The sequence below is a fragment of the Nitrospirota bacterium genome (assembly GCA_016235245.1).
In the GTDB taxonomy this organism is placed as follows: domain Bacteria; phylum Nitrospirota; class Thermodesulfovibrionia; order Thermodesulfovibrionales; family UBA6898; genus UBA6898.
On record JACRLO010000012.1, the window covers coordinates 1 to 14,563 of the forward strand.

Annotated in this window: 14 protein-coding genes; 6 read left to right on the forward strand and 8 right to left on the reverse strand. The window is 49.2% G+C overall.

Features of this window, described 5'->3' with window-relative positions; translation table 11 throughout:
• The first annotated feature begins 290 nt into the window (after positions 1–290).
• Positions 291–710 (forward strand): hypothetical protein, encoded by a 420-nt coding sequence (locus tag HZB31_06185; protein MBI5847528.1) that lies wholly within the window; start codon positions 291–293, stop codon positions 708–710.
• 19 nt (positions 711–729) lie between these two features.
• Here HZB31_06185 and HZB31_06190 read toward each other — a convergent pair whose 3' ends face one another.
• Together HZB31_06190 and fsa are read right to left on the reverse strand one after the other, a co-directional pair.
• Positions 730–945, reverse strand: coding sequence for a zinc ribbon domain-containing protein (locus HZB31_06190; protein MBI5847529.1), 216 nt, complete (start codon positions 943–945; stop codon positions 730–732).
• Positions 946–956: 11 nt separating this feature from the next.
• Positions 957–1,619: a fructose-6-phosphate aldolase gene (gene fsa / locus HZB31_06195; protein MBI5847530.1), complete on the reverse strand. Its 663-nt coding sequence runs from the start codon at positions 1,617–1,619 to the stop codon at positions 957–959.
• Between the two features lie 352 nt (positions 1,620–1,971).
• Here fsa and HZB31_06200 point away from each other — a divergent pair, with 352 nt between their 5' ends.
• The 5 genes from HZB31_06200 to trpS all read left to right on the forward strand — a co-directional run bounded on the left by HZB31_06200 (position 1,972) and on the right by trpS (position 10,763).
• Positions 1,972–5,142: a M6 family metalloprotease domain-containing protein gene (locus tag HZB31_06200; protein ID MBI5847531.1), complete on the forward strand. Its 3,171-nt coding sequence runs from the start codon at positions 1,972–1,974 to the stop codon at positions 5,140–5,142.
• Positions 5,143–5,486: 344 nt separating this feature from the next.
• Positions 5,487–6,155 (forward strand): site-2 protease family protein, encoded by a 669-nt coding sequence (locus tag HZB31_06205; protein MBI5847532.1) that lies wholly within the window; start codon positions 5,487–5,489, stop codon positions 6,153–6,155.
• A gap of 30 nt (positions 6,156–6,185) precedes the next feature.
• The gene (locus HZB31_06210) at positions 6,186–7,973 is read left to right on the forward strand and encodes a phosphoenolpyruvate carboxykinase (GTP) (GenBank protein MBI5847533.1); all 1,788 of its coding nucleotides are present in this window, start codon (positions 6,186–6,188) and stop codon (positions 7,971–7,973) included.
• A 38-nt stretch (positions 7,974–8,011) separates the two neighbouring features.
• Positions 8,012–9,763 (forward strand): hypothetical protein, encoded by a 1,752-nt coding sequence (locus tag HZB31_06215; protein ID MBI5847534.1) that lies wholly within the window; start codon positions 8,012–8,014, stop codon positions 9,761–9,763.
• A gap of 40 nt (positions 9,764–9,803) precedes the next feature.
• Complete coding sequence (trpS, locus tag HZB31_06220) at positions 9,804–10,763, forward strand: tryptophan--tRNA ligase (protein ID MBI5847535.1); 960 nt, start codon at positions 9,804–9,806, stop codon at positions 10,761–10,763.
• A 9-nt stretch (positions 10,764–10,772) separates the two neighbouring features.
• On the opposite strand, the gene mazF is transcribed toward trpS, so the two are convergent.
• The 6 genes from mazF to HZB31_06250 all read right to left on the reverse strand — a co-directional run bounded on the left by mazF (position 10,773) and on the right by HZB31_06250 (position 14,561).
• A complete protein-coding gene (gene mazF, locus HZB31_06225) occupies positions 10,773–11,105 on the reverse strand; it encodes an endoribonuclease MazF (protein MBI5847536.1) in 333 nt (110 codons plus the stop codon).
• A gap of 130 nt (positions 11,106–11,235) precedes the next feature.
• A complete protein-coding gene (locus tag HZB31_06230; protein MBI5847537.1) occupies positions 11,236–11,478 on the reverse strand; it encodes an AbrB/MazE/SpoVT family DNA-binding domain-containing protein in 243 nt (80 codons plus the stop codon).
• 348 nt (positions 11,479–11,826) lie between these two features.
• Complete coding sequence (locus tag HZB31_06235; GenBank protein MBI5847538.1) at positions 11,827–12,648, reverse strand: hypothetical protein; 822 nt, start codon at positions 12,646–12,648, stop codon at positions 11,827–11,829.
• A complete protein-coding gene (locus HZB31_06240; protein MBI5847539.1) occupies positions 12,606–13,199 on the reverse strand; it encodes a hypothetical protein in 594 nt (197 codons plus the stop codon). The genes HZB31_06235 and HZB31_06240 overlap by 43 nt, the downstream gene beginning before the upstream one ends.
• A 230-nt stretch (positions 13,200–13,429) precedes the next feature.
• On the reverse strand, positions 13,430–13,951 hold the full coding sequence (locus tag HZB31_06245) for an ORF6N domain-containing protein (protein MBI5847540.1): 522 nt from the start codon (positions 13,949–13,951) through the stop codon (positions 13,430–13,432).
• A 268-nt stretch (positions 13,952–14,219) separates the two neighbouring features.
• Positions 14,220–14,561: a DMT family protein gene (locus tag HZB31_06250; protein ID MBI5847541.1), complete on the reverse strand. Its 342-nt coding sequence runs from the start codon at positions 14,559–14,561 to the stop codon at positions 14,220–14,222.
• Positions 14,562–14,563: the final 2 nt, after the last annotated feature.

The window sequence follows — 14,563 nt, forward strand, 5'->3', positions numbered from 1 at the left end:
TTTCATCTTCGTATCCTCCTGCTTGTTGATCTTGCCTGTATATATGCAGGCTTCATGCCAACATGAAACACTGCGTTTTTAAAGGATTCTTTTCGAAGATTTGTTTGCAGTTCTGCAAATACGTCCATCCCTTTTGCAAAATTGCAAGGATTTGAGCCCTTATTGATCTCTACTCTAATAAATGAATAGTCGGGGGGGGCTTATCAAGGAAGATCGAAAAGCTCCTGGTTGAAAAAAAGGAGGTGAATGTTTATCATTAGCAAAGAAGTTCAGACCATTCAGGGGGAACAATGAAAAAAATAGCACTTCTGTTGCTCGTATCTGTCCTGCTTGTTTCCTGCGGCGGCAAAAAAGAGGTAAAACAGGTTAGCCAGGAATCGAAGGCAGCCACTGAAGCCTTCAGCGTTGCGGATACGATCAGAAACGCCTTTATAAAGAAGGATTTGGAAACCATACAGAGAAATACCACTGAGGCAGGATTCAGGGATATTATGTCAGGCAGGCAGGTCTTTGACAGTGTGGATATAATTTTCACCCCCAGATGGATCGAGATGGAAGGAGATCGGTTGCTCGTAAACATTTCCTGGAAAAGCAGCTGGGTAACGTCAGGCAGAAAGACGGACGAACGCGGCATGACTGTTTTTGTGATGGAAGGTAATCCTCTGAAAGTTACCAAAATACTGAGGGCGAATCCCTTTATCCTGCAATAACCGCAATCTCTGGGCCTGATTACTTGCAGGAACTGCAGGAACCCTTACTGCAGGAGGTGCATCCTGCAGAGGACGAACCGGCAAAAGGCTTATCTACACCGCTCATACCAAATGCAGACATCTTCTTCTTCACATCCTTTGATGCGCATTTGGGACAAAGAACCTCCCTGTTTCCAAAAACCAGCTTTTCAAAATCCTCGCGGCATACGTTGCATTGGTACTCATAGATCGGCATAACGTAAGTTCCTATCTCTTTTTCGCCGGTTGCTTCGGGACTTTTTCCCAATCTTTCAGAAACTTCTCAAGTCCGATCTCGGTCAGGGGATGCTTTATGAGCTGGGTTATTACGGAATACGGAATGGTTGCAATATGTGCTCCCATGCGTGCGGCATCAAGCACATGGAGCGGGTTCCTCACAGAGGCGACGATCACCTCAGTCTCAAACAGATAGTTTTCATATATATCCAGGATCTCCTCAACAATGTCCATGCCATGGTGGCCGATGTCGTCGAGGCGGCCGACAAAAGGGCTTACATAGGTTGCTCCTGCCTTTGCTGCAAGGAGGGCCTGGTTAGCAGAAAAAATGAGGGTTACATTTGTCTTTATGCCCATGGAAGAAAGCTTCTTGACTGCCTTAAGCCCCTCCGCTATCATCGGGATCTTGATAACAATATTCTTATGGATCTTCGCCAGTTCCTTGCCCTCTTGTATCATCACATCAGCAGTGGTGCCGATAACTTCGCCGTTGACCGGCCCCTTCACAATGCCGCAGATTGCCTTCAGAATCTGCACAGGGTCCTTGCCTTCTTTGGCAATAAGCGAAGGATTCGTCGTTACCCCGTCAATGACGCCCAGCTCCCAGGCCTTTTTAATCTCGTCGATGTTTGCCGTATCAATAAAGAATTTCATTGAGCACCCCTGAACATTAAGATGAATTATTATAACGAAAAGAAAAGGCTTTTTGTCTTAATACAAGCGGCCCCGACAAATTAACCATCTAATGTGATGAGACAGACACGCTGTAAGGGTATTCTTCTTGCCGGAACCCTTCAGAAACATATCAATATAACAGCCATAGCGGTATGTTGCTATGTATCCTTATCTGTTATAATTAATATAGTGGTGAATAACTAATCAGCAGGCAGGGCGCAGGTCCTGTATATGTATACTGATCTATCAAAGGCGACAGGAAAGGGCGATACCAATAACTCAAGGTGGAGGGTAGGTGTCGTCACCTCTATACCCCATTAAGGAGGCCTCAATGATACCGAAGAAACATAACGCCTTATATATTCTACTGCTCTGCTTCAGCATATTCTCTACGCCTCAGCAAAGCCATGCGGTCCCTGCTGCGCCGGGACTCCATACGCTTAAGCAGGCTGACGGTTCCAAAATCAGCGCACGGCAATGGGGAGACGAAAACCTCCACGGATGGGAAACGCAAGAGGGGCTCTCGATCGTCTTCGATGAGGCCGTAAAAAGTTGGGCCTATGCTGAGCATACAGCAGTCGGCGACCTTGTCAGCTCTTCAAGGATTGCGGGCAAAGATTCTCCTGTCGGAATCGCTAAACATCTGAGACCCAAAGGAGAGGCATTGAGCCGTGTTCATAAGAGAGAACCTTCAAAAGCGCTTAAAGCCAGGAGTTCTGCGCCTGTGACAGGCGTTGCATCTGAAGGAGGACCTTCGAAGGTTGTTCCGCCAACGGGCACGGCAAACATCCCTGTTATCCTCGTGAATTTCAATAATACCTCAACCACGTATTCAAACACTGCTTTCAATACTCTGCTCTTTGGAACAGGGAATTTCAGCATGAATGACTATTATCAGGAAGTCTCTTATGGCGCTTTCTCGGTATCTGCCGGCCCAGGGGGTGTTGCAGGGTGGTATCAGGCATTAAATTCGCACAATTATTACGGGACAGATGTGGGAGGATCAGGCAATGATCAATGGCCCGGAGATCTTGTGTATGAGGCTGTTGCAGCAGCCGATGCAGCCGGGTTTGATTTTGCTCCCTATGATCAGGATGGCGATTGTTATGTCGATGTTGTCAATATTGTCCATCAGGGAACGGGGCAGGAAGCAGGCGGGATATCAACAGACATATGGTCTCATAGCTGGAGCCTTTCAGGGGCGTATTACTGGGTTAACAGTCACCACGGCGCTTATACCACAAACGATGCCTGCCCGGGCCATCCCGGCCAATATATCAAGGTAGATGACTATGTAGTGCAGCCGGAGGTGTTATGGGGAAGCCAGCAGACTATGGGCGTCTTTGCACATGAATACGGACATGCCCTTGGCCTGCCTGACCTGTATGACACTGACTATACTTCAAACGGGGTGGGGGACTGGAGCCTCATGGCTGGCGGATCATGGAACGGTAATTCCGGCGACCGTCCGGCTCATATGGATGCCTGGTCAAAATACTTTCTCGGATGGGTAACCCCGGTCCAGGTTTCAGGGACTATGGTGAATGAGTCTGTATCACAGGCTGCCGGTTCGCCGGATGTCTACCAATTGCTCCTGGGCAGTCCCTCCACAGCAGGGGAGTATTTCCTTGTCGAAAACAGACAGCAGGTCGGCTTTGACGTTGGTTTGCCCGGTGCCGGCCTCCTGATATGGCATATCGATGAGAGCAAAACCTCAAATGACAGTGAATGCTATCCTGGAGGCCCTTCTTGTGTTACACAGCATTATCACGTCTCCCTTGTGCAGGCAGATAATCTCTGGGAGCTCGAAATAGGCAATACTGACTCGGGCGATACGGGAGACCCCTTCCCGGGCTCTGCGTCAAGGACTGCCTTCAGTTCCGCTTCATCTCCCAACAGTAATCTCTTTAACGGAAGCCCCAGCAATGTCAGCGTCACGGCCATCAGTGCATCATCTTCCACAATGACTGCGACATTTACGGCGCCGTCAAATGATACAACCGCTCCTGTACCCGGGACCGTAACCCCTTCCAATACAGAGTTTGGCAGTTTTGTCGACAGCCCATTTGATTTGACAACGCACTTTACCGATAATGAGACTACTGTCACATCGTGCGCATATACGATTAACGGCAGTACGTGGCTTTCTGCAACAGTCTCAGGGGCCAGCCCTTTATTCACCTGCACCAAGACCGGCATAACCGCGACAAACGGACAGACATTGACCCTCAATATGAGGGCTGTCAGTGGGGGTGGAACAGGCACGGCGACACCGGTGACAAGGACTATGGATTCTGCCGCTCCGGTGACCTCTATCAATACGACTGCCGCATGGGTGAACACGAGCCCTGTAAACGTCATACTGAGTCCTTCGGACGGCTCCGGATCAGGCGTCTCATTTACCAGATACTGTCTTGATACGGCAAATACCTGCACCCCTGCCACCTCAGGCACGGCCGTAAATGTCGTCTGCGGAGCTGGTTCTTCCTGCACACAATATGTTCGCTATTTCTCATCAGATAATATCGGCAATGCCGAAGTGGTCAAGTCAGGCCAGATTCGGCAGGATCTTTCGGCCCCGACAGACGGCACACTGACGGCATCAGGGTTCAACAAAGAAATCCTGTTAAACTGGGAGGGGGTTACAGACACCGGCAGCGGACTGAATGGAACTAACACCTATACCCTGGTCAGAAATACCGGCGCTTACCCAAACAGCCAGTGTACAAACGGCACACAGGTCTATCTGGGCAGCAACACTGCCATCTCGGACAGCGGCTTGACCAACGGGGTCACCTATTACTATCGAGTCTGTGCAAGAGACGCCGCAGGGAATGTTTCAGCAGGCGCCGTGGCCATGGCAACGCCTGATACTTCCACCTGGAAGATGGCGAGAAACAGCTACCATCTGTTGCCTGAAGGATGGCTGCTTACGGCTTTCGCGGAAGGCGCCGGACCATTCTCGGTCAGGTTAATGGTGACAGATGAGGCTTCCGGCTACCTTGTTCCGTCTGACCAGATCCAGGGTCTGTCGGCAAACCCTTTGATGATTACGTCTGCGGCCCTGGACCCGGATTTAACGCTGGTATTCGACGACGTCGCCCGGACAGCGTATCTGTTGCACGACAGCGCAGGCTCTGCAGTGTTAACTGAGGTGGCAGATATCAGGGCCGCTGTGACCGGCACCCCGCTCCTTGGAGCCCCGGCATCAGTGCTCTTTGGGTCTGTCAGGTCAGGCACCACAAAGGATAGCACTGCGGTGGTCTCAAACGCAGGCACAGGACCACTTCATATAAGCTCTGTGTCTTCACCCTCAGCGCCATTTACAAAGGTTACAGACGGCTGCAGCAGTTCGACCGTGGCTCCTTCCGGAACATGCAGCATAGTGTTCAGATTTGCGCCGACGGCAGCAACGACCTATACCGGCAGCTTCAGCATAAATTCTGACGGCGGCAACGCAACTGTCCCGATGCAGGGTACCGGAACAACGGATAAGAATTAATGCTCACAGATCCCACGTTATACGTCCATTCATCGATGAATGAGCGTAAACGGTATGAAGGCTTTTGGCATTGGAGATGAGCTGCCATTGAAAGGCTTGGCAATGCCGCGGCTCAAACCTTTTTTGGGGGCATGCGGAACGTGCAGAAAAAACTTTTTTCCGTGCCGATTTCCTGCCCCGTCTCCGGAGGCATTTTATTAGTCAGGAGCCCTGCAAACCCGCAGGGCTCTTGATTTTACGTTCATTCCTCCTGTTTGACTTATCGCGGTAAAATCCATAATACTATATAACTTCTACGGCAACCGCTCGGAAGTTATCTTGACTTTCAAATATCGTTGGGGAGAATCTTGGAACCGGAAACACTACAGCGGCTTCTCATCTCTGCGCTGCCCATTCTTATTGCGATCACCTTCCATGAGGTGGCTCACGGGTACGTTGCATACAGACTTGGTGATCCGACCGCAAAGCTGCTTGGAAGGCTCACTCTGAACCCTCTTGCACATATAGACCTCTTCGGAACGATTATCATGCCGATAATGCTCTTTGTGCTGACAGAGGGCCGTTTTGTGTTCGGCTACGCAAAGCCCGTACCGATCAATCCCTCGAACTTCAGAAATCCCCGGAGAGGGATGGCTCTTTCGGCAATTGCCGGTCCTGCCACAAATATCGCGCTTGCCCTTGCAAGCGTGATATTTCTCAAGCTCGTGCTTGCGCCCATAGCAGGCCTTTCTCCTGACATGGTGAAAGAGACCTTAATGAAACCGCTCCTCATGATCTGTTCTGCAAGCGTAATCGTGAATGTCGTGCTTGCTTCGTTTAACATGATCCCTATCCCTCCGCTTGATGGTGGCAGGGTATTGACAGGTCTGCTTCCGTCAAAACAGGCCATGACGTTCAGCAAGATCGAACCCTTCGGATTTATCATTGTTTTAGTGCTGATCTATACCGGCATCGCCAACCTGTTCATTATGCCGGTCATTACATTTTTTCTGAAACTGTTCGGGATGTATTAGAAAATATATTGAGAGCGCAGGAGCGAAACAATGAATCGAGAAATTAAGAATAAGAAACTCAATGCCTGGATTGACGAGGTCAAGGAAATGTGCCAGCCGGACGCTATCTATCTATGTGACGGATCCAGACAGGAATATGACAGTATGATGCAGAAGCTGATCGAAAGCGGCAGCGCTACGCCATTGAAGAAACGAAAGAACAGCTTTCTGTTCAGGTCTGACCCAAGCGATGTAGCACGCGTTGAAGACCGCACCTACATCTCGACAACCTCTCAGGATGAAGCTGGGCCCACGAACAACTGGGTGGCTCCGGATGAACTCAAAGGGATCATGAAGGACCTCTATAAGGGCTGCATGAAAGGCCGGACCATGTATGTGATCCCTTTCTCCATGGGCCCCATCGGTTCGCCCATGGCCAAGATAGGCATCGAGATCAGCGACAGCCCCTATGTTGTGGTCAACATGCATCTCATGACCAGGGTGAGTTCCCGGATCCTGGAACTTTTGGGTACTGACGGCGATTTCATCCCCTGCCTCCATTCGATCGGTGCGCCGCTTGAACCGGGGCAGAAGGATGTGCAGTGGCCCTGCGCCCCGATCGAGCAGAAATATATCAGCCACTTCCCTGAAGAAAACCTGATCTGGTCTTACGGGTCCGGGTACGGCGGCAATGCCCTGTTAGGTAAAAAATGTCTCGCCCTTCGTATAGCCTCTGCCATGGCAAAAAGAGAGGGATGGCTTGCCGAACATATGCTCATTCTGCGGCTCACTAACCCTGAAGGCAAGCAGTATCATATTGCAGCAGCATTCCCTTCGGCCTGCGGCAAGACCAACCTGGCCATGATGCAGCCATCGCTTCAGGGCTGGAAATGTGAATGCATCGGCGATGACATTGCCTGGCTGAAGATCGCTCCAGACGGCAGACTGCATGCCATTAACCCGGAAAGCGGGTTCTTCGGCGTTGCACCGGGAACATCCTATGCCACAAACCCTATGGCAATGGATACGGTCAGGGAGAATGTCATCTTTACAAACTGTGCGCTGACAGATGACGGCGATGTATGGTGGGAGGGCATGGACGGCGACCTGCCATCGCATCTCATTGACTGGAAGGGTCATGACTGGACACCTGCAAGCAAGGCTGACGCTGCGCATGCAAATGCACGCTTCACCGCTCATGCGTCACAATGCCCGGTCATCTGCAAGGACTGGGAAAATCCGGCAGGAGTGCCGATCGATATCCTGATATTCGGCGGTCGCCGCACCAGTGTTGTGCCGCTTGTGTACGAGGCCCTATCCTGGGAACATGGCGTATTCCTGGGAGCCACTGCCGCCTCAGAGACAACAGCAGCGAATATTGGAGCCGTGGGCAACCTAAGAAGAGATCCCTTTGCAATGAAGCCCTTCTGCGGATATAACATGGGCGACTATTTCGAGCACTGGTTCAGCATGGGCGAGAAGCTCGGCAGCAAAGCGCCGAAGATATTCTATGTGAACTGGTTCAGGAAGAGCCAGGACTGCAAGTTCCTCTGGCCCGGCTTCAGCGACAACAGCAGAGTGCTCAAATGGATCTGTGAGCGCGTTGACGGCACGATTGGCGCAGAAAAATCAGCGGTCGGTCTTCTGCCGAAAGAAGGGGACCTTGACCTTTCAGGCCTCACACTGGAACCTGAAAATATAGAGGAACTGATGAGCGTAAATGCCGCTGAATGGAAAAATGAGATACCGGACATTGAGGCACATTTCGCAACCTTTGGAAAGCATCTGCCCGCAAAACTGAAGGACCAGCTCGAAGAGCTCAGGAAACGTCTTGATTAATACAGAGCGGCTCAAACCCTTCAGGATATTGTGACGATGTGGAGATGGTAGTCTCGAAGAAAAACCTGGTCAATGTGCTGGGCGTTGTGTACGTCCATACAAAGACCAGTGATGGCGGCGATCTTTATCTTACCCGTTTTGCCGAGAAACGCGCTAACCATTTTGAGATAGAGAACTGGTATGAAACCGGCTGGTTCAATAAACACAAACTGCGACTGATGGGTGCCAGCTCCGTGTACAAGGTCCCAACAAAAGAGGTCGATGGCCTGAGCCTCGACCTGGTTGTCAAAAACTGTCGTGTCGGCGAAGATGTGCCTCTCGATACCCATACCCTGCAGGAGTTCTGCGATGCAGAGTTCAACAGCCCCTGGGAAGAATTCGCCCTGGTTATGGAGCTGATGGATAACCTGTATGGGCCGAAAGAGACGAGGATACATACCCAGCTTCCCATGGCGATATACGTGCCACCGGAAATGATGCAGGCATGGCAGAGCGGCAGATCAGGGGCCAGGATCAACCGCATCCGGGCAAAACATCCGGGCATTGATCTCGATATCCTGAAGCAGTATAAGCTCATCTACGAGTGGATAACGGGCCTGAATATCAAAGAGATCTTCGCGTACATCGATATCAACACCGACGAGATGATAAAACATCTGAAAACTCTCGATGCTGCGGCACACAAGGACCTCAATAAAAAGGGGTACTTGGTAGCTGATATGAAACCCGAGCATATCATTATCAGCGAGACGGAGGTCGAACATATTAAAGAAATCGGCCTTGGGAATAAGAAGAACCCTGAAAAAGATCAGGTTGATCATCTCTATCAGCTGATCAGCAGCGGCAATTATTCCATCATTGATTACGAACTGCTCCTGCGTACGCCGGAGCATGAAGAGACAGTCAAGAATTCAAGAAGACATTCCTACCTCGATGATCAAAAGCACCGTTTTGAACCGGCCTCATTGCCGGCACATCTTTCTTCTGCAGAAATTTTCGGGGTCCCCTATCTGTACGGTCATGCAGAGAGCACGGGCGGGCGCCTCTGGGTTGTCGGACGCAATCCGCATCTGTTCGATTATTTCCTCCCTGAGCGCTGGAGGAAAACACCCTCGATTAAACTGTCTGAAACCAAAGAAGTCTTTTATACCATAACAAAAGATAACATTCATCTCGTCTGGGAAACATCCAGGATAGGCGAAATGCCTGTTGGTGATGAAGAGGGCTCACGCGATCCCAAGGTCCGTCAATACGGTATAAACAGCCCATTTGAGGAATTTGCCATGGCCCAGACCCTGAACCGTCTCGGCATCCCCACCGTCTATGTCAGGGCCATCTATATGACCGGAAGCAAAAAGGTAGAGGCCTCGACCGACGACAGGAAATATGCATCTCACAAGGACCTCCTAGACCCGGAAGGGAATCCTGTGCTTCAGGAAAATCATAATTATATAACCATCCGGGGCTATTACAACGGCCCTGATCAGTGGGTCGCCGAAAACCGTGATGCCCTTTATATTCCGGTGGACCTTTCCAAGGCAGTCGAAAAGGGGATCATCGATGAAGAGCAGTGCGGGTCGTTTTTGGATGCGGTAAAGGCGAAATTGCATATGCACGGCTTTGACGGTTCATCCCTCAAGGCCAACGACCTTCTTCTGGCTGTGGATGACAACAGGGAAGTTATGAAAAACAGGTCCGGGGAACCACAGGTCATTATCTGCAACTTCGAGTTGATCTGGAAAACTCACAGGGCCGGGCAGTGCGCAGCAGAAGTATCAAAAATACATTAATACCAGGCGGAGGTTTATTGTGGACAGAGTCTTAAGCGGTATGCAGTCAAGCGGAAAGGTACATCTCGGCAATTATGTCGGCGCGCTGCAGAACTGGGTGAAGCTGCAGGATAAATACGATTGCTACTATTTTGTTGCTGACTGGCATGCCCTTACAACAGGATATACCAACCCTTCGGTGCTGCACGAATCGGTCACAGACCTGCTGGTGAACTTCCTTGCCGCAGGACTTGATCCTGATAAATGCACCATCTTTATCCAGTCCAGGATACTGGAGCATGCAGAGCTGCATCTCCTGCTTTCGATGATCACACCCCTTGGCTGGCTTGAGCGCGTGCCGACCTATAAAGAGAAGCAGACAGAACTGAGCGAGCGCGACCTCTCCACATACGGTTTTCTCGGTTACCCGCTTCTGCAGACAGCAGACATTATCATGTACCGGGCAAAGCATGTGCCTGTCGGCATAGACCAGGTGCCTCACCTTGAGATATCGCGTGAAATTGCACGCAGGTTTAATAACCTTTACGGTGAGGTTTTCCCTGAGCCTGATGCACTGCTGACCCCCTTCCCCAAGGTGCCTGGGGTAGATGGCAGAAAGATGTCAAAGAGCTATGGCAATGCCATCTATCTTTCAGACAGCGCAAAGGAAGTAGAACAGAAGATCAGGACCATGACCACTGACCCGGCCCGTATTCGCAGAACAGACATAGGCGATCCGGAGCAGTCTCCCGTCTTTCAGCTTCATAAGGTCTTTTCAACAGCAGAAGAGCAGGCAGAGGTTGCTGAGGGATGCAGGACAGCAGGCATCGGCTGCATTGACTGCAAGAAGGTGCTTATCAAGAACGTCTTCTCTGTGCTTGAGCCGATCTGGGAGAAAAGGGCAGCCCTTCTTGCTGATCCTGATAAACTGCATGCGATAGCAGAAAAGGGAAACGAGAAGGCCAGAAAGGTGGCGCAGGAGACCATGCAGCTCGTACGCAAGGCAATGGGGCTGTATTAGTGCGTTATATCAGTAAAGAAGAGGTTTGAATTTAGCGAGGACTTGTGAAAGGGCTGTCGCTGAAATGCGGTCAGTTACTTTTACTTTGCGGACCTGCCAGTCGATAGAGCGAACCTGATCGGCAAGGGCAACTCCAGAGGTCTTCTTTGCACCGTCAAGCGCCACTTCAAATGGATAACCTTTGATCTTTGTGGTGATCGGGCAGATAAGACAGAGGCCGGAAGCCTTATTGTAGAGCGCAGGAGAAAGGACAAGCGCCGGTCTGAACCCTGCCTGCTCATGCCCTAATGTCGGATCGAAACTCAAAAGGATAATATCGCCGCGATCCGGAATTGTTCTCATCGTATCCCTTCAGTTACGGATGATGACACCCCTCCAGCAGAAGTAGGTGCTTTAGTGACCTTTGAGCTCAGGGCCGCACTGTTTGAAGTCCCCTCTTGGGAGGGGTGAAGGGGTGGGTTGATACCCTTCATTAAAGAAGCTCCTTGCCAACAGGCTGACCGTAGTCTGCCTCGGCATGACGATTTTGAGCCGTAATCTCCTTCACAAGCTCTTTAAGGGAATACTCCTGCTTTTCAGCGGGCTTGATGATAATACCACCCTCAGCATTGTTGATCTCTATGGTGGAGTTCACCCCAATGCCTGCCTTTTTGGCGACCGCGCTGGGTATGCGCACGCCTATGCTGTTGCCCCACTGTGCTGTCTTCGCAATCATGACACACCCTCCATTAACGCCAATGCTAAAGAAAGTATATCCCATGGATATACATAATCTCAAGTTATTATTTATCCGTCTTTTCTTGACAGGTTAAGTCAATGGGTCTCCGTTGGCTGCAATAGTTCAGTAATTGCGACAGCAGTTCTTGTAAACGGAATTGCTAACTTTTAATTAATTCGGATGTGTCCCCATTTATCCACCAACCATTATGCCCATATCTTTTTTCGAGCAACCAAGATGCACCCGTCGATATGGAAGCATCTGTCATTTGCGCAAATAGAGAACCTGATAAAAACAATATCAAACAAAGAGATAATGCACATAGGTTTATCAAATTACCCATAGCTACTTCTTTTCCCATATCTGCACCGTCCCCTCACGAGTTAGAACAACAAGCTGTTTCTTCCCCGTTCCTTTTACGTCATCGATAAGAACCTTCGTGCCTCGCTTGTTATACGGTGGACTTTCCCACATTACTTCATACTTCTTCCCGGTCCATTTGAGTATCTTTATGTAATCCTTAACATCTGAATAGAAAAATACATCACCATCTTCGAAATATTCCCTTTCTCCATTCTCTTCAACCAGGATTATTTCGTCTATTCCATCTCCATCAATATCCTTAACGTCAAAATATCCGACGCCAAGATTCTTCGTATGAGTAGCAAACTGAATATCCCGTTGAATAAAGCCTGACATATCCTTTTTCAGCTCAAGACCTGAAATAATTGGCATATTATCGCCATCATACGCCTTTACAAAGCGATATCCGAAGTATTCCTCAACATCCTTACTCCTTGTTCTGCCGATATAGAAATCAGGAAGATCATAGTTCTTAATACCGAGCGGCTTCTTGCCGACCTTTACAATTTCGTATTTGGCTTTATCGTTACGAGCAGGTCGAAATATATATAAAGGATCTTCGCCAATATATGACATTAAAAGCCCTCCCCTAATGTTATTGCCGAACCGCCCAAAAGCTCGATACCTGCCAACGCTCTTTGAATAATATATTTCCTTCTTTCCGGTCTTATGTTCCCATTCGACCGGAAATCCCGGCTCATTTCTTCTTATTTTTAATGTTTGCTCTCCATGCTCCTTCTCCTGAGAAAAGCTGAAGATTCTCAATTTGCCGTCACCAAAAAATCCCGAATTCCATATAGGCATTCGATTGGCCACTTTTTTCCACCGAATTCCGTGTTGCAGCTTGGACTCTGCCAGGGATATATCCAGCTACCTGTCAAGCGCGGTCTTTCACGCTGCTCATGAAATATGTATTTGTTATGTTCCCACTCGATTCCAAAATATGCAGGTTCTGCCTCAACTGTAATTCCACTGTTGCCCTTCAATACCAGTAGTTGTTCAATTTCGAATCGATACCACAAATTATTCATCTCACTCTCTGTCCAAATCTTCTTTAAATTTACATTGAGTTTAGAACCGTCCCATTCGAGAACTGCAAACATAAAATCCTTTTCTGTTTCTGACTCAAACCATTGCGTAGATTCACTATTGTGGTTGCCATGCATGCCGAAGTCGGCAACCAGTATCTCGCTTTTACCATTATGATTTAAGTCGGCGGTTGCAAAAAGATAAAAGGGCCTTTCTGTCAGTCGTTCAGTCTCGTATGTCTTTTCGAAATGCCACTTCTCTACTGCATAGCTCGATGATATAAAACAGATGCTAATCGCCAATATATAAGCAAATTTGATTTTCATTTCTTGCACTCCCATCTGTCAGGATATCTGGCCCTATCATTATCCCTGCAAACACCGTCTCCAATCATGCGAGGGGTCTATAGGGTCAGACTGCTTATTGACATTCGCCCTTATTGCACCCGGTAATTCTTAAACTCGATATCGCAAATTGCAGCTTCAAGTTATTCCGCTCCGTCACTCTATCCACTGAGTGTCCGAGTTATACCTGTCAGCGTCAGACTATGGACTCTTCATTTATCGGCATCCCGCCTGAACCCAATCTTGCCCTTCCTGGATATAGGCGGAGCCATTAATTGCCGTATCGCGTCAAAGACTACCTTGAACTGTGAGTCATATTTCTTTTCCATGCTGGCGAGTTTCCGGGCGAGGTCTTTATGGGTCGCAATCAGTTCGCGGAGCTTGACGAACGTCCGCATGATCTGGACATTTACCTCAATTGACTGATCGCTGTTCAACACACTTGAGAGCATAGCAACACCCTGCTCGGTAAACACATAGGGCAAGTATTTTCGATGTTCCCCTCTGCCGCTTTTTATGGTCGCAAAATGCGACCTTAAAGATTCCGCTTCTTCCTTTGTTAGTTGAAACATAAAATCATCCGGAAATCGCTTCGGGTTCCTGCGAACCTGTTCATTAAGGCGCTTCGTTTCGACCCCGTAAAGTTCAGCCAGATCCCTATCAAGCATGATCTTGTGGCCTCGGATCAGATAGATCTTATTCTCGATTATCTCAACAGGAATAAGTTCTTTCATTCATCCGCCTTGAATGCCGTCGAAGAGTGCGCCCGGCCAAAAGCGGCGAAACCGAGGGAAAAGGAGATTTGCCCGCATTTCAGGGTCCAACTGAAGATCCGCTGGTAAATGGGAAAAATGAACTGCTTCGGCCCCTCGAAAAAGTTCATCCAATTGACTGCTTGTGTTATCACTATTCTATCCGTCCCCTCCGATAGAAAAGTGCTTAATGATAATAAGTTATGACGCTAAAAACAAGGTCTATTTGTAGGTGTAAAAGTGAGGACCACTATGTTCTGAAAATAAAATAGACCGCGCCCATGAGGCAGATGCCTGCCCAGAGGTAATCGAGCTTGAGCGGCTGGTCCATGTACAGGACAACAAACGGCACAAAGACCGAAAGCGTTATCACCTCTTGCAGGATCTTGAGCTGGGGCAGGCTCAGGGAAGTTGCACCGATTCGGTTTGCCGGGACCTGCAGAAGGTATTCAAAAAGTGCAATGCTCCAGCTCACTAACGCCGCAACATACCAGGCCTTGTTGTTCAGGTTTTTCAGGTGGCCATACCACGCAAACGTCATGAAGATATTGGAAAGCACCAGGAGGCCTGCTGTCTTAACAAGTATCGTCATAT